Annotated in this window: 13 protein-coding genes; 6 read left to right on the forward strand and 7 right to left on the reverse strand. The window is 73.7% G+C overall.

Going from position 1 to position 16,940, the window contains the following annotated elements:
- The first annotated feature begins 60 nt into the window (after window positions 1-60).
- A complete protein-coding gene (locus tag AB0F03_RS28180) occupies window positions 61-3,360 on the forward strand; it encodes a S8 family serine peptidase (protein WP_361996822.1) in 3,300 nt (1,099 codons plus the stop codon).
- A 154-nt stretch (window positions 3,361-3,514) separates the two neighbouring features.
- On the opposite strand, the gene AB0F03_RS28185 is transcribed toward AB0F03_RS28180, so the two are convergent.
- Together AB0F03_RS28185 and AB0F03_RS28190 are read right to left on the reverse strand one after the other, a co-directional pair.
- Window positions 3,515-4,396 (reverse strand): hypothetical protein, encoded by an 882-nt coding sequence (locus AB0F03_RS28185; protein WP_361996824.1) that lies wholly within the window; start codon window positions 4,394-4,396, stop codon window positions 3,515-3,517.
- Between the two features lies 1 nt (window position 4,397).
- The gene (locus AB0F03_RS28190) at window positions 4,398-4,946 is read right to left on the reverse strand and encodes a sigma-70 family RNA polymerase sigma factor (RefSeq protein WP_361996906.1); all 549 of its coding nucleotides are present in this window, start codon (window positions 4,944-4,946) and stop codon (window positions 4,398-4,400) included.
- A 330-nt stretch (window positions 4,947-5,276) separates the two neighbouring features.
- Between AB0F03_RS28190 and AB0F03_RS28195 the strand changes: the two genes are divergently transcribed.
- The 3 genes from AB0F03_RS28195 to pepN all read left to right on the forward strand — a co-directional run bounded on the left by AB0F03_RS28195 (window position 5,277) and on the right by pepN (window position 9,603).
- Entirely contained in the window at window positions 5,277-6,296 is a 1,020-nt protein-coding gene (locus AB0F03_RS28195) for an aspartate-semialdehyde dehydrogenase (RefSeq protein WP_361996826.1), read from the forward strand.
- A 328-nt stretch (window positions 6,297-6,624) separates the two neighbouring features.
- Window positions 6,625-6,876, forward strand: a complete 252-nt coding sequence (locus AB0F03_RS28200; protein ID WP_361996828.1) for a hypothetical protein — start codon at window positions 6,625-6,627, stop codon at window positions 6,874-6,876.
- A 153-nt stretch (window positions 6,877-7,029) separates the two neighbouring features.
- Window positions 7,030-9,603, forward strand: a complete 2,574-nt coding sequence (gene pepN / locus AB0F03_RS28205; protein WP_361996830.1) for an aminopeptidase N — start codon at window positions 7,030-7,032, stop codon at window positions 9,601-9,603.
- A gap of 94 nt (window positions 9,604-9,697) precedes the next feature.
- Here pepN and AB0F03_RS28210 read toward each other — a convergent pair whose 3' ends face one another.
- Window positions 9,698-10,663 (reverse strand): EamA family transporter, encoded by a 966-nt coding sequence (locus tag AB0F03_RS28210; protein WP_361996832.1) that lies wholly within the window; start codon window positions 10,661-10,663, stop codon window positions 9,698-9,700.
- Window positions 10,664-10,819: 156 nt separating this feature from the next.
- On the opposite strand from AB0F03_RS28210, the gene AB0F03_RS28215 reads away from it, so the two are divergent.
- Complete coding sequence (locus tag AB0F03_RS28215; RefSeq protein WP_361996834.1) at window positions 10,820-11,320, forward strand: MarR family transcriptional regulator; 501 nt, start codon at window positions 10,820-10,822, stop codon at window positions 11,318-11,320.
- Between the two features lie 71 nt (window positions 11,321-11,391).
- On the opposite strand, the gene AB0F03_RS28220 is transcribed toward AB0F03_RS28215, so the two are convergent.
- Window positions 11,392-12,909 (reverse strand): FAD-dependent monooxygenase, encoded by a 1,518-nt coding sequence (locus AB0F03_RS28220; RefSeq protein WP_361996908.1) that lies wholly within the window; start codon window positions 12,907-12,909, stop codon window positions 11,392-11,394.
- A gap of 349 nt (window positions 12,910-13,258) precedes the next feature.
- Between AB0F03_RS28220 and AB0F03_RS28225 the strand changes: the two genes are divergently transcribed.
- Window positions 13,259-13,849 (forward strand): TetR family transcriptional regulator, encoded by a 591-nt coding sequence (locus tag AB0F03_RS28225; protein WP_361996836.1) that lies wholly within the window; start codon window positions 13,259-13,261, stop codon window positions 13,847-13,849.
- Between the two features lie 149 nt (window positions 13,850-13,998).
- Here AB0F03_RS28225 and AB0F03_RS28230 read toward each other — a convergent pair whose 3' ends face one another.
- The 3 genes from AB0F03_RS28230 to AB0F03_RS28240 all read right to left on the reverse strand — a co-directional run bounded on the left by AB0F03_RS28230 (window position 13,999) and on the right by AB0F03_RS28240 (window position 16,813).
- Complete coding sequence (locus AB0F03_RS28230; protein ID WP_361996837.1) at window positions 13,999-14,286, reverse strand: hypothetical protein; 288 nt, start codon at window positions 14,284-14,286, stop codon at window positions 13,999-14,001.
- A gap of 178 nt (window positions 14,287-14,464) precedes the next feature.
- Complete coding sequence (gene malQ, locus AB0F03_RS28235) at window positions 14,465-16,558, reverse strand: 4-alpha-glucanotransferase (protein ID WP_361996838.1); 2,094 nt, start codon at window positions 16,556-16,558, stop codon at window positions 14,465-14,467.
- On the reverse strand, window positions 16,559-16,813 hold the full coding sequence (locus tag AB0F03_RS28240; protein WP_361996840.1) for a hypothetical protein: 255 nt from the start codon (window positions 16,811-16,813) through the stop codon (window positions 16,559-16,561). It abuts the gene before it with no gap.
- Window positions 16,814-16,940 lie beyond the last annotated feature (127 nt).

Below are 16,940 nucleotides of genomic sequence, written 5' to 3' on the forward strand. Positions count from 1 at the left end.
CGGGCCCTTGCGTGAAGCTGAGCGCTCTCGTCCGCTCGTTTCTTCACCTGAGGGATGCCGATGACCCACACGCCCGAGCGTGATCCGATACCCGGCCCGAGACGCCTGACCCGCATGGCCATGGCCGTGGGTGTCGTGGCCGCCCTCTCCGCGGCCGGACCCGTCCCGCTGGCCCTCGCCGCGGACACGCCGTCCGCCCCGGCCACCGCCGGCCCCGGCGTCAAGTCCGCCGACGACAAGCTCGGCCCGGACGACGCCGCTCTGCTCGCCGACGCCAAGGCCGACGGCGCCAAGACCGTCACGATGATGATCGCGACCTCGCCGGGGAAGACCGAGCAGGTCGCCGGGGAACTGGACGCGGTCCAGGGCGGTCTGGTCGGCCGTACCGACGACAAGCTCGGCTACGTCCGCGCCACCGTCCCGACGAGCCGGGCGGACGCGGCCATCGCCTCCGCCGCGAAGCTGCCGACCGTGCGGGCCATCGACCTCAAGCAGGAGATCCCGCTCGACGACCCGACGCCCCAGGGTGCCAAGTCACCGGCCGGCAAGGCCGCTTACCCGGGCCCGGACCGCAGGACCCCGGCGGAGAACCCGTACAACCCCTCCTTCGAGACCGGTGCCGTCGACTTCGTCGCGGACCACCCGAAGGCCGACGGCCGCGGCATCACCATCGGCATCCTCGACTCCGGCATCGACCTCGGCCACCCGGCGCTCCAGAAGACCACCACCGGCGAGCGGAAGATCGTCGACTGGGTGACCGCGACCGACCCGGTCACCGACAGCGACGGCACCTGGCGGCGCATGACCACCGCCGTCTCCGGCCCGTCCTTCTCCCTCACCACCCCCTCCCAGGGCACCGAGAAGTTCACGGCGCCCGAGGGCTCGTACAAGTTCAACTACATGTACGAGTCCGCCACCGCGGGCGGCGACGAGAAGGGTGACCTCAACCGCGACGGCGACACCACCGACGCCTGGGGCGTGCTGTACGACCCGGTCGCCGGCACGGTCCGCGTCGACACGAACGACAACCTGGACTTCACCGACGACACGCCGATGAAGCCGTACAAGGACGGTTACCAGGTCGGCTACTTCGGCACCGACGACCCGTCGACCGACGTCGCCGAACGGGTCCCGTTCGTGGTCGAGACCCGCAAGGACGTCGTCTACAACGCCGCGGGCGCCAAGGCCGACTACGTCAACATCGGTGTCATCGAGTCCGAGCACGGCACCCACGTCGCCGGCATCACCGCCGCCAACGGCCTGTTCGGCGGGAAGATGAACGGCGCGGCCCCCGGCGCCAAGCTCGTCTCCTCCCGGGCCTGCACCTGGACCGGCGGCTGCACCAACGTCGCCCTCACCGAGGGCATGATCGACCTGGTCACCAAGCGCGGCGTCGACATCGTCAACATGTCGATCGGCGGCCTGCCCGCGCTGAACGACGGCAACAACGCGCGCGCCGAGCTGTACACCCGGCTCATCGACACCTACGGCGTCCAGCTCGTGATCTCCGCCGGCAACTCCGGCCCCGGCGCGAACACCATCGGCGACCCCGGCCTGGCCGACAAGGTCATCTCGGTCGGCGCGGCCATCTCCAGGCAGACCTGGGCCGCCAACTACGGCTCGGCCGTGGAGACCAAGTACCAGATGATGCCCTTCTCCTCGCGCGGCCCGCGTGAGGACGGCGGCTTCACCCCGACCCTGACCGCGCCCGGCGCCGCCATCAACACCACCCAGACCTGGCTGCCGGGCTCCCCGGTCGCCGAGGCGGGCTACGCGCTGCCGGCCGGCTACTCCATGCTCCAGGGCACCTCGATGGCCTCCCCGCAGGCCACCGGCGCCTCCGCGCTGCTGCTGTCCGCCGCGAAGCAGAAGGGCATCAGCCTGACGCCCGCCGGGCTGCGCACGGCCCTGACCTCGACCGCCGACCACATCAAGGGCGTGCAGGCCTACGAGGAAGGTGCGGGCCTCATCAACGTCGGGGACGCCTGGGAGTCGGTCGAGGACGGCGCCGCCGCCCACGACTACACCGTCAAGGCACCGGTCGACACCGCGCTCGACGGCGCCCTGAAGACCCCGGGCTACGGCACCGGCCTGTACGACCGCGAGGGCGGCCTGAAGGCCGGGCAGAAGAAGACGTACGACGTCACCATCACCCGCACCTCCGGCCCGGACCAGGCGGTCCGGCACGAGCTGCACTTCGAGAACAACGCCGGCCACACCTTCCGGATCGTCGGCGACGACGTGGTGCGGCTGCCGCTGAACCAGCCGGTGACCGTCCAGGTCCGGGCGGCCCCGGCGTCGGCGGGCATCAAGAGCGCGATCCTGGAGGTCGACGACCCGCGGACCGAGGGCATCGACAAGCAGGTCCTCGCCACGGTCGTCGTCGCCGACCCGGTCCACTACGCCTTCTCGGCGTCGGACTCGGTGCAGCGCAACAGCACGCGGTCGTACTTCCTGGCCGTCCCCGAGGGCGCGAAGTCGCTGGAGGTCGCCATCGGCGGGCTCAAGGACAAGAGCCAGACCCGGTTCGTCGCCATCCACCCCTACGGCGTCCCGTCGGACAACACCGGCACCCCGTACTGCTACAACAACTACCTGGACGGCAACGGCTGCAAGCCGGACGTGCGCGCGTACGCCGACCCGCAGGCCGGCGTCTGGGAGGTCGAGGTCGAGGCCCGGCGCACCTCGCCGCTGCTCGACAACCCCTACCGGCTGGACGTCTCCGTCCTCGGCGCCGCCTTCGACCCCGAGACCGTGACCGTCCCCGAGGCCAAGGCCGGCACGCCGACCGCCGCCTCCTGGAAGGTCACCAACAGGTACGCGGCACTGGACGGCAAGCTCACCGGCGGCCCCCTCGGCTCCGCCAAGACGGCCCGCCCGGCCATCAAGGAAGGCGAGACGCAGACCACCACGGTCGACGTCCCGGCCGGCGCCACCTCGCTCGACGTCGCCATCGGCGGTGTCTCGGACGCGGCGGCCGACCTCGACCTGACGGTGTACGACTCCTCCGGCAAGGAGGTCGGCAAGTCCGCCGACGGCGACTCGGAGGAGGCGGTCTCCGTGCCGACCCCGGCCGCCGGCACCTACACCGTCCAGGTCGCGGGCTACTCCGTCCCGTCCGGCTCGACCGACTACGACTACCGGGACGTGTTCTTCTCCACCGCGCTCGGCTCCGTCACGGTCGACGGCTCCGCACCGGTCAAGCTCGGCACGGGCGATTCCGCCACGGTGACCGGCCAGGTCACGGCCGCCACCGAGGCCCCGGCCGGCCGGGAGTTCTTCGGCCGGGTCCAGCTGGTCGACGCCCGCGGCACCGTCGCGGGCACCGGCAGCGTGAAGATCGGCAAGGTCACGCCGTAACGGGCTGACACAAGCGGGGGCGGGCATCCTGACGGAGGCCCGCCCCTCTTCTTTGGTTTCTCCCGACCGCGCCGGCTCCTTGCCCGGCTCCACCACCAGCCGGCCACGTCACCGGCCTGGCTCCGCGACGCCGGGATGATCCGAACGAAAGACCTCAGGGGCAGGGCAGGTGGCGGGAGGCGGGCAGGGCGTCGGTGATCCAGGCGCGGGCGGCGGCCACCTGGGCGTCGCCGACGGCCCACAGGCTCGCCTGCTCCTCGCCCCGGCCGACCCGGACGAGGACGTGCTGTCCCGTGCGCGGCGCCGGCCGCGTGCCGCCGTCCAGCAGGAAGCCGACCTCGGCCGGGCCGTGCGCCGGCTTGTACGAGCGGAGCACGGTCAGCGTGATCCGGCCGGCCGGGGAGTCCGGCAGCCGCCGCACCTCCGCCACGGTGCCCTCCACCACCAGCCGGGCACAGGCCAGCTCGCGCTCCGCGTCCGCCGGCCGCCCACCGCTCCGGGCCTCCTTGCCCACGGAGTCGGCGGCACTGTCGTCCGCTCCCCCGCCGGCCCGCGTCACCAGCCAGCCGAGGCCGAGGACCAGGGCGAAAGCCGCGACGCCGGCGAGCGAACCGACCGCGACCCGCAGCACCCGCCGCGACCGCCGCCCCGGCCGTCCCGGGGGCCTGGTAGGACTCCGCCGATCCCCGGCGCCCGCAGGGCGAGCCTCCGCGTCCCCGGCGGCCCTGGCGGCCCCGGTCGCCGGAGCACCGGCACCCGCGGACCGAGCCCCTTCTTCCCCGGCCGCCGCAGGTCCCGCCACCGCGGATCCCGCCGCCGCGCCCCCGTTCGTCCGTTCCCCCGTGAGTGCCTCGGCCAGCCAGTGAAGTCGGTCGCGCAGGAGGGCCACGTCGGCCTCGGCCGCGCGGCGGCCGGTGCGGAAGGCGGGGTCCCGGTGGGCCTCCTCGGGGAGGGGGTCGCCGGTGATCGCGGCCATGAGCGCGTCCATGCCGCCGTACTCCCGCGCGCCGTCCGCGCCCTCGTGTTCGGCGGTCACGTCACACCACCTCGTCCTCGTGCAGCCGGTCGCGCAGCGCGCGGACCGCCGTGTGCAGCCTGCTCTTGACCGTGCCCTCCGGTATGCCCAGCTCCCCGGCGATGTCCCGCACGGGCAGGTCGGCGAAGAAGCGCAGGACGACGACCTGCCGCTGGGCGGCGGGCAGTTCGTCCAGGCCGCGGGCGACGGCCAGGGAGAGCAGGCTGGTCTCCTCGCCGGAGGGATGCGCGGACTCGTGCAGGGCGACGAGCCGCTCCCCCAGCCGTTCCCGGCGCCGTTTCGCCCGGTGCCAGTCCATGGCCAGGTTGGAGGCGACGACCGCCGCCCACGCCGACACGTCCCGCGGTGCCTCGCGGCCGCTCGCGGTCCGCTCCAGCAGCCGCAGCCGGACCTGCTGCACCCCGTCCGGCAGGTCCGACTGCGGCACTCCGCCGAGCGCGAGCACCGCCCGCACCCGGCGTTCCTGGGCCGCGTCCAGCGGATCGCCGACGCCACGGTCCGTACCGTCGGCGTACGCCCCCTGGTCGCGGCGCGCCCTTCCGCGCAGCACAAGCCACCCCCTCACGCGTCTGCCCCTACGACGCGGCGGCGGGCCGGAACGTTCGGCCGGCGCCGCGCGGGTCCAGAGGCGTACGTCACACCCTCGTATGGCCGGAGCCCCGACGGGCAGGGGCGGGACAGCACAGCTTGCGGCGCGGGCCCGTCGGGGACGGAATATCTCCAGCTCAGCGGGGTTGCCGGGGGGATGTACGGAACTGTGCGCCGGTGAATCGTGTCCCACTCCTCGGGCACGCGCGGCAAAGAACTGGACAGGTGGGCCGGGGTTCGCCGCATGATGGAAAAGCCCCGGTCGGGCAAGAGACACGTAGAGGGAGTCGCTGTGAGGGTCGGAATCGTCGGAGCCACCGGTCAGGTCGGCACGGTCATGCGCAGGATCCTCACGGAGCGCGACTTCCCGGTGACGGAGCTGCGCCTGTTCGCCTCGGCCCGTTCGGCGGGGACCGTGCTGGACGGCGTGACGGTCGAGGACGCGGCGAGCGCCGACTACACCGGCCTGGACATCGTGCTCTTCTCCGCGGGCGGCGCGACCTCCCGGGCGCTGGCCGGGAAGGTCGCCTCGCAGGGCGCCGTCGTGATCGACAACTCCTCCGCCTGGCGCATGGACCCCGAGGTTCCGCTGGTGGTGTCCGAGGTGAACCCGCACGCGGTCGCCGACCGCCCCAAGGGCATCATCGCCAACCCGAACTGCACCACCATGGCCGCGATGCCGGCGCTGAAGGTGCTGCACGAGGAGGCCGGTCTGGAGGCGCTGGTCGTCGCCACCTACCAGGCGGTGTCCGGCTCGGGTCTCGCGGGCGTGGCGGAGCTGCACGGCCAGGTGCAGAAGGTGGCCGCCGAGGCCGACAAGCTCACCCACGACGGCGCGGCGGTCGACTTCCCCGAGCCGCAGGTCTACCAGCGCACCATCGCCTTCAACGTGCTCCCCCTCGCAGGCAACCTCGTGGACGACGGTCTGAACGAGACCGACGAGGAGCAGAAGCTGCGCAACGAGTCCCGCAAGATCCTGGAGATCCCCGCGCTGAAGGTCTCCGGCACCTGTGTGCGCGTCCCGGTCTTCTCCGGTCACTCCCTCCAGGTCAACGCCCGTTTCGCCCGCCCGGTCAGCCCCGAGCGCGCCACCGAGCTGCTCGCGAAGGCGCCGGGTGTCGCCCTGTCCGACATCCCGACCCCGCTCCAGGCGGCCGGCCAGGACCCCTCGTACGTCGGCCGTATCCGCCGCGACGAGACGGTGGACAACGGCCTCGCCCTGTTCATCTCCAACGACAACCTGCGCAAGGGTGCGGCGCTGAACGCGGTGCAGATCGCGGAGCTGGTGGCGGCGGAGCTGTCGGGCCGGTGACCCGCGTCCGCGACCCGCGCGGATCACAGGGAGGGGCGGCCGGGAACGGCCGCCCCTCCCGCATGTCCGGCTCCCGCCCCGGGGCCGTCGCCGCCCGAGATGCTGAGTCCCCGGCGGGCGGCTAGCGTGAAGGGAAAGGGCCGCGACCGGGGCTGCGCCCACGTCGGCGAGTGCCCTGTCCACCGGGGCGGGCCGCCCACGCGGCGCAGGCCGTGCTTCCCGCCCCGCGCGGCAACACCTACATCCGCGGCTCACGCACCCACCACGGCCGCGGCGATCGCCCCCGTACCGGCAGCACCTCACGAGGGCGTGGAAGGAAGGCAGGCCCATGAAACCACTACGCGCGAGGCGACTGTTCGCGGGATCCGCGGTCGCCGTTCTCCTGGCCGGCGGCGCCGCGATCGGCGCGGCGGGCACGGCCTCGGCAGCCACCCCGGCCCACGTGCCCACCAACCGTGGCTGCTTCGACCGCGGCAACGGCTGGTTCGACAACTGCGACAACTTCGGCAACCGTTTCCAGAACGGGAACTTCTTCCCCAGCGGTGTCGGCAGCGGTGTCGTGGTGATCGTGCTGAACTGAACGCGGGCCGTGAGCCGGGCGGGTCCCCGTACCCGTCCGGCTCCGCCGCGTCACGGCCCGCAACCGCCACCGGCCGGCGGGGCGGGGACATCGCATCGTGTGTGGATCGCATGGAAGGATGGCGCGACCTACCCATAACGAGGAGATGACCGCGTGCCTGGCACAAACCTGACTCGCGAAGAGGCGCAGCAGCGGGCCGAGCTGCTCACCGTTGACTCGTACGAGATCGATCTCGACCTCTCCGGCGCGCAGGAGGGCGGTACCTACCGGTCCATGACCACGGTGCGCTTCGACGTGGCCCGCGGCGGCGCCGGGTCGTTCGTCGACCTGGTGGCCCCGGCCGTCCACGAGGTGGTCCTCAACGGTGACCACCTGGACCCCGCCGAGGTCTTCGCCGACTCGCGGATCGCGCTGCCGGAGCTGCTGGAGGGGCGCAACGTCCTGCGGGTGGTCGCGGACTGCGCCTACACCAACACCGGCGAGGGTCTGCACCGCTTCGTCGACCCCGTGGACGACCAGGCCTACCTCTACACCCAGTTCGAGGTGCCGGACGCCCGCCGGGTCTTCGCCTCGTTCGAGCAGCCGGACCTGAAGGCCACCTTCCAGTTCACCGTGAAGGCGCCCGACGGCTGGACCGTCATCTCCAACTCGCCGACGCCCGAACCGGCGGACAACGTCTGGGTCTTCGAGCCGACCCCGCGGATCTCGACGTACATCACCGCGCTGATCGCCGGCCCGTACCACTCCGTGCACAGCGTGTACGAGAAGGACGGGCGCAGCGTGCCGCTCGGCATCTACTGCCGGCCCTCGCTCGCCGAGTTCCTCGACTCGGACGCGATCTTCGAGGTCACCCGGCAGGGCTTCGACTGGTTCCAGGAGAAGTTCGACTACGCGTACCCGTTCGCCAAGTACGACCAGCTGTTCGTGCCCGAGTTCAACGCGGGCGCCATGGAGAACGCCGGCGCGGTGACCATCCGCGACCAGTACGTCTTCCGCTCCAAGGTGACCGACGCGGCGTACGAGGTGCGCGCGGAGACGATCCTGCACGAGCTGGCCCACATGTGGTTCGGCGACCTGGTCACCATGGAGTGGTGGAACGACCTGTGGCTGAACGAGTCGTTCGCCACCTACACCTCCATCGCCTGCCAGGCCGCCGCGCCGGGCTCCCGGTGGCCGCACTCGTGGACCACGTTCGCCAACTCGATGAAGACCTGGGCGTACCGGCAGGACCAGCTGCCGTCCACGCACCCGATCATGGCGGACATCCGCGACCTGGACGACGTCCTCGTCAACTTCGACGGCATCACGTACGCCAAGGGCGCGAGCGTGCTCAAGCAGCTCGTCGCGTACGTCGGCGAGGACGAGTTCTTCAAGGGCGTGCAGGCGTACTTCAAGCGGCACGCCTTCGGCAACACCCGCCTGTCCGACCTGCTGGGCGCCCTGGAGGAGACCTCCGGCCGCGACCTGAGGACCTGGTCCAAGAAGTGGCTGGAGACGGCCGGCATCAACATCCTGCGGCCCGAGATCACCACCGGCGCCGACGGCACCGTCACCTCCTTCGCCGTCCGCCAGGAGGCCCCGGCGCTCCCGGCCGGCGCCAAGGGCGAGCCCACCCTGCGCCCGCACCGCATCGCGGTCGGCCTGTACGACCTCGACGGCTCCGGCAAGCTCGTGCGCACCGAGCGGATCGAGCTGGACGTCGACGGGGAGCTGACCGACGTACCGCAGCTGGCCGGCAGGCCCCGTCCGGCGGTCGTCCTGCTCAACGACGACGACCTGTCCTACGCCAAGGTCCGCCTGGACGAGGAGTCGCTGAGGACGGTCACCGAGCACCTCGGCGACTTCGCGGAGTCCCTGCCGCGCGCCCTGTGCTGGGCGTCGGCCTGGGACATGACGCGGGACGCCGAGCTGGCCGCCCGTGACTACCTCGCCCTCGTGCTGTCCGGCATCGGCAAGGAGTCCGACATCGGCGTGGTGCAGTCGCTGCACCGCCAGGTCAAGCTGGCCATCGACCTGTACGCCGCCCCGGCCGCCCGCGAGGCCCTGCTGACCCGCTGGACCGACGCCACCCTGGCGCACCTGCGCGCGGCCGAGCCGGGCAGCGACCATCAGCTGGCCTGGGCGCGGGCGTTCGCGGCGACCGCGCGCACCCCGGAGCAGCTGGACCTGCTGGAGGCGCTGCTGGACGGCACGCAGACGGTGGAGGGCCTGGCCGTGGACACCGAGCTGCGCTGGGCGTTCGTCCAGCGGCTCGCGGCCGTCGGCCGGTACGACGAGGCGGAGATCGCGGCCGAGTACGAGCGGGACCGGACGGCGGCCGGCGAGCGCCACGCGGCCACCGCCCGCGCGGCCCGGCCCACCGCCGAGGCCAAGGCGGAGGCGTGGGCGTCGGTCATCGACTCCGACAAGCTGCCGAACGCCGTGCAGGAGGCCGTGATCGGCGGCTTCGTCCAGACCGACCAGCGCGAGCTGCTCGCGCCGTACGCGGACAGGTACTTCGAGGTCGTCAAGGACGCCTGGGACTCCCGTTCGCACGAGATCGCCCAGCAGATCGCCATCGGCCTGTACCCGTCGGTCCAGGTCTCCGAGGAGACCCTGGCCCGCACGGACACCTGGCTGGCCGAGGCCGAGCCGAACGCGGCCCTGCGCCGACTCGTCTCGGAGGCCCGCTCGGGCGTCGAACGCGCCCTGCGAGCCCAGGCGGCCGACGCTTCGGCAGCCGAATAACACCTCGAGGGCGCCCGGTGTGACACCGGGCGCCCTCGCGCTTTCCCATCGGCGCAGCCCCGGCCCACCGCCCGGCCGGGGCTTCTCGTCGTCCTCAGCCTCGCGGTGCCGGGACCGGCAGGGCCGTCGTGGTCGCGTGGCCCGTGTTCCCGGTGGGAGCGGTGTTCCCGGCGGGAGCGGACGGGCGGTGGCGTCGGTCGCCCGTGAACTGTCCGGCCAGGGTCGCTCCGGTCGCCAGGGCCATGCCCGCGATCTGCACCGGTGTGAGCGCCTGGCCGAGGGCCGCCCAGCCGACGACCGCCGCGGTCAGCGGGGACAGGGGACCGAGGAAGCCGGCCTGGGTGGCGGTGAGCCGGCCGATGCCGCGGAACCAGAGCCAGTAGGCGACGGCCGTGTTGGCCAGGGCGAGGTAGAGGTAGCCGCCGACGGCCGGGGCGTCGAGGGCGGGCGGGGCGCCCTCGGCCAGCAGCGCGACCGGTGCGATGAGCAGGCCGCCGGCGGTGAGCTGCCAGCCGGTGAGCGCCAGCGGGCCGACACCGTCGGGGCGGCCCCAGCGCTTGGTCAGGACCGTTCCGGCGGCCATGGAGCCCGTGGAGGCGACGGCCGCGAGGACGCCGGTGAGGTCGAGCGCGCCGGCCCCCCGCAGTACGACGAGACTGACGCCGAACGCGGCCACCAGCCCGGTGAGCAGCGTGCGCAGGGCCGGCCGCTGCCCGAGCAGCAGCGCCGAGAGCCCGACGACGAACAGCGGTCCCGCGGAGCCGACGACCGCGGCCGTCCCGCCGGGCAGCCGGTACGCCGCCACGAACAGCAGCGGGAAGAAGGCGCCGATGTTCAGGGCTCCGAGCACGGCCGCCTTCACCCACCAGGTGCCGCGCGGCAGCACCCGGGTGAGGGCGAGCAGCAGCAGGCCCGCCGGCAGGGCCCGCGTCAGCGCCGTGAACAGGGGGCGGTCCGGCGGCAGGAACTCGGTGGTGACCGCGTAGGTCGTGCCCCAGGAGATGGGCGCGAGTGCGGTGACGGCGATGACGGCGCTGCTGCCCGGGCGGCGGGTGGCCATGGGAGGGCCCCTTCCGGTGAGGCGGTGACGGATCCGGTTGGATCAGCAGTGATTAGCTTAGTCGTGAGCTACTTAGTGTCAAGCGGCTTACTCATGTTCCAGATTCTTGTGGGCCAGTTTCTTGCGGACGAGTGGAAGCAGGCCGATACTTCGCCCATGCAGCAACAGCCAGCGGACCCCGTCGACGTGATCACCGAGCAGTGGGCGCGGGTGCGGCCCGACCTGGACACCCGGGCGATGGAGGTGTTCGGCCGGATCTTCCGGCTCTCGCGCGCGATGGGCGACCGCATGGAGGGGGCGTACAAGCCGTACGGCATCTCCCGCGGCGAGTTCGACGTCCTCGCCACCTTGCGCCGCTCCGGCGAGCCGTACACCCTCTCGCCCCGCGAGCTCTCTGCCACCCTCATGCTGACCACCGGTGGGATGACCGGCCGCCTCGACAAGCTGGAACGGGCCGGCCTGCTGCGCCGCTCCCCCGACCCGCACGACCGGCGCGGCCTCCAGGTGACCCTCACCGAGGAGGGGCTGCGGCTGATCGACGAGGCGGTCGGCGCGGGTCTGGCGGAGGAGAACGCCGCCCTGTCCGCGCTGAGCACCGAACAGGCCGATCACCTGGCCGGCCTGCTGCGGGCACTGCTCGACGCGACGTCCGAATAGCCGCCGCCCGGCATCAGGCGGTGGGGCCGAGGTGCCCCGGCGTCAGGCGGTGGGGCCGAGGTGCCCCGGCGTCAGGCGGTGGGGCCGAGGTGCCGGGCGAGGGCCGCCGCGGTCCGCGCCGGGGTGGCCGCGTCGGCGGCCCAGGCCGCGTATCCGTCGGGGCGCACCAGCACGGTCGTACGACGGCCGCTCGCCCACCGCGCCACGGCCAGCCGGTCCGCGCGTCCGGGCCCCGCCTCGTACGGCTCCGGCGTGATCAGTACGAACCGGCCGCCGCGCAGCGCCTCGTGGAGCCGGCCGCCGCCGGCGAGGGCGACGTCCGGGACACGGGCGCCGGTGAGCGGGTGGGCGCCGCGCGGTGCCGGGTAGCGGTATCCGATGCCGGTGACCTGGCCGACGACCCTGCGCCGCACCGGGCCGACCGCGCCGAGGAACGCGATGAGGGCCGCGCGGGCCCCCAGCGTCCAGGGGCGCCTGGCCATGGCGAGGCGGACGATCCCGCCGCTGCTGCGCAGCACCGTCCTGCCGACGGGATGCCGTTCCCCCTGGTAGCTGTCGAGCAGTGCGGGGTCGGCGTGACCGCCCGCGACCGCCGCGAGCTTCCAGCTCAGGTTCGCCGCGTCCTGGAGCCCGGTGTTCAAACCCTGACCGCCGGCCGGCGTGTGGACGTGCGCGGCGTCCCCGGCGAGGAAGACCCGCCCCGCCCGGTACGCCGGCGCCTGCCGCTCGTCGCTGTGGAAGCGGGACATCCAGCGGGCGTCGTGCATGCCGAAGTCCCGGCCGAGCGCGAGGCGAACGGTCTCCCTGACCTCCTCGAGGTCCAGCGGCTCGCCGTCCGGCACGTCGCGGGCGCGGTTCCAGCCGATCACCCGGTAGTAACCGTCGCCGAAGGGCACGAGGAAGGCGAAGGCGTCACCCACGGCGTTGGCGGTGAGCACCGTCGGGGGCCGTTCGGCGAGCCTGACGTCCGCGAGGACGACGGAGCGGATCACCGACCTGCCCGGGAAGGGCAGCCCGACCGCCTGCCGCACGGCGCTGCGCATGCCGTCGGCGCCGACGACGTACGCGGCCCGGAAGGTCTCCGCACGCCCGTCCGCGGGCCCGTCCGCGGGCCCGTCCGCGGGCCCGTCCGCATCCCCTTGCGTGCGCCCTTCCGGTCCGCGGGTCAGGACCGTCACACCGGTCGCGTCCTGCGTGAGGCCGGTCAGCTCCGTCTCGTAGCGGATGTCGGCGCCCGCCTCGACAGCGCGCCGCTCCAGCACCTTCTCCACCTCGTACTGCGGGAGGACGAGGAGGTGGTTGAAACGGGAGTGGAGGCCGGTGAGGTCGATGGTGAGCCCGCCGAAGAGGCCGAGCCGGTCGAGGGGCTGCCCGAGGGCCTCCAGCTCGTCGGCCAGGCCGCGGGCGTCGAGCTGTTCGAGGGTGCGGGCGTGCAGGACGAAGGCGCGGGAGAGGTTGCTGATCCGGTGGGGGCGCTTCTCCAGGACGGTGACCGGGATGCCGGCGGTGGCGAGGTCACCGGCGAGGAGAAGACCGGTGGGGCCGGCGCCGACGACGAGGATGCGGGGGGTGGCGGTGCCGTCCGGCATGCCCGGGGTGTCCGGGGCGGCTCCCGTGACGGTCTTGCCGGTGGTGGTCTTTCCCGTGGTGCCGGTCATGGTGGCCTCCTGGGTGCCAACGTCTGTTGGCCAACGCTCGGTGCCCGGATCGCGCCGCCAACGTCCGTTTGCCCACAGCGGTGGGCCAACACCCGTGGTCGACATCCGTGGTCACCACCTGTGGGGCCAACACCCGCGGGCAATCGACCGTTGGCCTACCTCCGTTGGTCAACGTCCGTGGGTCAACGTCCGTGGGTCAACGCTTGTTGGCAAGCGTAGAACGCCCCACAGCACCGGTCAACACTTGTTGGCCCACACCCGTTGGCTTACGCTCGTCCCCATGACGGCCAGCATCCAGGAGAACCAGTCGGCCCCCCGGCCCCGCCGCTCCGACGCCACCCGTACCGCCATCCTCGCCGCCGCCCGCGAGCGCTTCGCCGCCGACGGCTACGAGCGGGCCACCATCCGGGCCGTCGCCGCCGACGCGCGGATCGACCCGTCCATGGTGATGCGCTACTTCGGCAGCAAGGAGGGACTGTTCGCCGCGGCCGTCACGCTCGATCTGCGGCTGCCCGACCTGGCGCGTGTGCCGTGCGAGGAGGTGGGCCGTGCGCTGGTGGGCCACTTCCTCGGCCTGTGGGAGGGGAACGAGGAGCTGAGGGCCGTCCTGCGGGTCGGTGTCACCAACCAGGCCGGGGCCGAGCGGATGCAGGGCATCTTCCGGGAGCAGTTGCTGCCCGTGGCCCGGCAGGTGTGTCCCGATCCCGAGCAGGCCCCGGCGCGGGCCGCGCTGTGCGCCGCGCAGCTGCTCGGGCTGGCCCTGACGCGTTATGTGCTGCGGCTGCCGCCGGCCCGGGAGCTCACCCGTGAGGAGCTGGTGGCGTGGCTGGGGCCGACGGTGCAGCGGTATCTGACCGCGCCGCATCCCTGACCGGCCCGGCCCGGCCCGGCCGGCCGGTGACGGAGAACGCCGGGGGCGCCGGTCTCCCCCGGGTACGGCGTGCGCGCGTACCGGCGGGGAGGACGGGCGCCCCCGGCGACAGGACCGGTGAGCCCGGTCAGGCCTCGGCTCGCCGAAGCTCAGGCCTTCGCCTGGGCCTGGGCGTCGGGCTTGATGTCGATGTTGGACGAGGTGGTGTCCTTCTTGGCCCGCGTCTTGTCCAGCAGCATCACCAGACCGGCGATCACCGCGAACAGCGCCAGCGGGGCGAAGACGTACAGGCCCAGCGTCTCGATGACGCTCAGGCCCTTGCCGGGGTCGTCACCGTCGTCGCGGGCCAGCGCGAACGCGGGGGACGACATGAGCAGCATCATCAGCGTCGTACCGGCGGCCAGGGCGCCGGCGCGCAGGGCGTTGTTCTTGTCCACGGTGCCAAGTTAGCGAACGGCCGTGGAGTGTGCGCGCCCGGGGTGCCGCTAGCGGCCCGGGCGTCCGCCCGGCGGAGCCCCGGGGACCGCCGTCCGCGGAGCCCTGGGGACCGCCGTCCGCGGAGGCCCGGGGACCGCCGTCCCGGGGCTCCGCCGCGGCCGGGTGCCGGCTCCGTCGTCACTGTGCGGAGGGGCCGGGTTCGCGCAGTATGCCGAGCAGTCCCCGCAGCCGTGGGGAGGCCACCAGTTCCTCCAGGGGTACCGGCCGGCCCTCGGAGTCCGCGATCGGCAGGCGCCAGTTCGGATACTCGTACCAGGTGCCCGGGAGGTTCTGCGGGCGGCGGTCACCGATGCCGTCCGGGAGCCAGACGCCGATCAGGCGGGCGGGGGTGCGCAGCAGGAAGCGGTGGACGGCGCGGATCTCCTCCTCCTCGTCGGAGCCGGGCGGTCCGGCCGCCGGGCTGTCCAGCAGGCCGAGGCTGCCGAGCAGGGCGAGCCACTCCGCGGTGTCGGCGGCGACCTCCGCGCGTTCCTCGGCCGCCGAGCGGGTCAGCAGGCCCAGGCGGTCGCGCAGGTCGACGTGGTCGCCGGTGAGCCGGGCGGCGGTGGGCGGCAGGTCGTGGGTGGTGGCGGTGGCCAGGCAGTCGGCGCGCCAGCGTTCGGGGGGCAGGGGGCGGCCGTCGCCCTCCCAGTCCCGTTCGAACCAGAGCACGGAGGTGCCGAGGACCCCGCGCCGGGCCAGTGTCTCGCGTACGCCGGGTTCCACGGTGCCCAGGTCCTCGCCGATCACGACGGCCCCGGCGCGGGTGGCCTCCAGGGCGAGGATCGCGAGCATGGCGTCGGAGTCGTAGTGGAGGTAGGTGCCCTCGGTGGGCGGGCTGCCCTGGGGGATCCACCACAGCCGGAACAGGCCCATGACGTGGTCGATGCGCAGGGCGCCGGCGTAGCGGAAGAGGGCGCGCAGCAGGTCCCGGTAGGGGGCGTGGCCGCAGGCGGCCAGCCGGTCGGGACGCCAGGGCGGCAGACCCCAGTCCTGGCCGCGGGCGTTGAAGGCGTCCGGTGGCGCGCCGACGGACATGCCGGCGGCGAAGACGTCCTGCTGGGCCCAGGCGTCGGCGCCGGAGGGGTGCACGCCGACGGCGAGGTCGTGCACGATCCCGACGGACATGCCGGCCTCGCGGGCGGCGCGCTGGGCGGTGCGCAGCTGGCCGTCGGTGAGCCAGGCGAGGCGGGCGTGGAAGTCGACGCGATCGGCGAGATCGCCGCGGGCGCGGGCGGTGGCGGCGGAGCGGGGGTCGTGCAGCCCGTCCGGCCAGTGCTGCCAGTCGGGGCCGTGGACCTCGGTGAGGGCGTACCAGGTGGCGTGGTCGTCGAGGGCCTGGCCGTGGGCGGCGCGGAAGGCGTCGTAGGCGGCCTGCCGGCCGGGGGCGAGGGGGACCTGGAGGACGAGTTCCAGTGCCTCCCGCTTCAGTTCCCACACGGCGTCCCGGTCGATGAGGGCGCCCTTGTCGAGGACGTCGGCGCGCAGCCGGTCGGCCCGCTCCAGCACGGTGTGCAGGCGGTCGCGGTCCCGTACGTAGGCGAACTCGGGTACGTCCTCGACGCGCAGGTGGACGGGGTCGGGGAAGCGCCGGGAGGACGGGCGGTACGGGGAGGGATCGGTGGGTGCCCCGGGTACGGCCGCGTGCAGCGGGTTGACCTGGACGAAGCCGGCGCCGGCGGTGCGTCCGGCCCAGCCGGCCAGCTCGGCGAGGTCGGTGAGGTCGCCCATGCCCCAGGAGCGGCGGGAGAGCAGGGAGTACAGCTGGACGAGGAGTCCGTGGGAGCGGCCGGGCGGGGCGGGCAGCCGGTCGGGGGCGGTGACGAGGTGGGCCGTCCCGGTCCGTCCGTCGGGGGCGGTGGCGGTGAGGTGGTGCACGCCCAGGGGCAGGTCCGCGGTGTTCTCGCGTTCCTCCCCGTCCTCGGTCAGGACGCGCAGCCGGGTGCCGGCGGGCAGGGCGGTGAGGGCGGCGGGCGGTTCGGCGCCGGCCCACTGGACCACGGTCGGGGGCAGCAGGCGTTCGCGCAGCTCACGTTCGCGCGCGGCGAGGGCGGTGCGTACGGCGTCCGGGCCGGCCGCGTCGACGCCGAGGGCGGCCAGCGCGGCGGTGACGGCGGAGGCGGAGACCTGGACGATGCGGTCGGGAGCGGGGCGGTAGGAGGTGGCGACCCCGTGCAGCTCGGCGAGCCGGGCGAGGTCGGGCGCGGGGTGCTCGTCGGGCGCCGCGGCCATCTACAGCCCCGGTGCGAAGGAGGCCGGGACCGGGTCGGACTCGCTGCTCGGCGGGACGGTCTCGGCGAGCGGGGGCTCGCTGGTCAGGGGTTCGGCGTCGGGCAGCGGCGGCTCGCTGGTCAGCGGTGTCTGCGCGTACGCGGTCTCGGAGCTGGAGGCGGACAGCCATGCGGCGTCGGTCTCGGCGGAGGGCTCCGCCACGGGTTTGCACTGGGCCGGGATCTGGGCCGGGATCGAGAGAGCCGGTGCGGCCACGGAGGCCTCCTTGTCGGTGCGCCGGAGCTACGGCTGTGGACGGGTTACGGGCAGGCCTACCCCGTGACGCCGTCGCCACGCGCGGCACCGGGCCGGTGCCGGGGTGATCCGGTTCCGGCCGGCCGAC

The sequence above is a fragment of the Streptomyces sp. NPDC028722 genome, assembly GCF_040637655.1.
GTDB lineage: Bacteria > Actinomycetota > Actinomycetes > Streptomycetales > Streptomycetaceae > Streptomyces.

Excerpts from the sequence above, each read along its gene's own strand:
- AB0F03_RS28180 (WP_361996822.1), top strand. The coding sequence starts at position 61 with ATGACCCACACGCCCGAGCGTGATCCGATACCCGGCCCGAGACGCCTG.
- AB0F03_RS28200 (WP_361996828.1), top strand. The coding sequence starts at position 6,625 with ATGAAACCACTACGCGCGAGGCGACTGTTCGCGGGATCCGCGGTCGCC.
- AB0F03_RS28210 (WP_361996832.1), bottom strand. The coding sequence starts at position 10,663 with ATGGCCACCCGCCGCCCGGGCAGCAGCGCCGTCATCGCCGTCACCGCA.
- AB0F03_RS28215 (WP_361996834.1), top strand. The coding sequence starts at position 10,820 with ATGCAGCAACAGCCAGCGGACCCCGTCGACGTGATCACCGAGCAGTGG.
- AB0F03_RS28220 (WP_361996908.1), bottom strand. The coding sequence starts at position 12,909 with ATGCCGGACGGCACCGCCACCCCCCGCATCCTCGTCGTCGGCGCCGGC.
- AB0F03_RS28225 (WP_361996836.1), top strand. The coding sequence starts at position 13,259 with ATGACGGCCAGCATCCAGGAGAACCAGTCGGCCCCCCGGCCCCGCCGC.
- malQ (WP_361996838.1), bottom strand. The coding sequence starts at position 16,558 with ATGGCCGCGGCGCCCGACGAGCACCCCGCGCCCGACCTCGCCCGGCTC.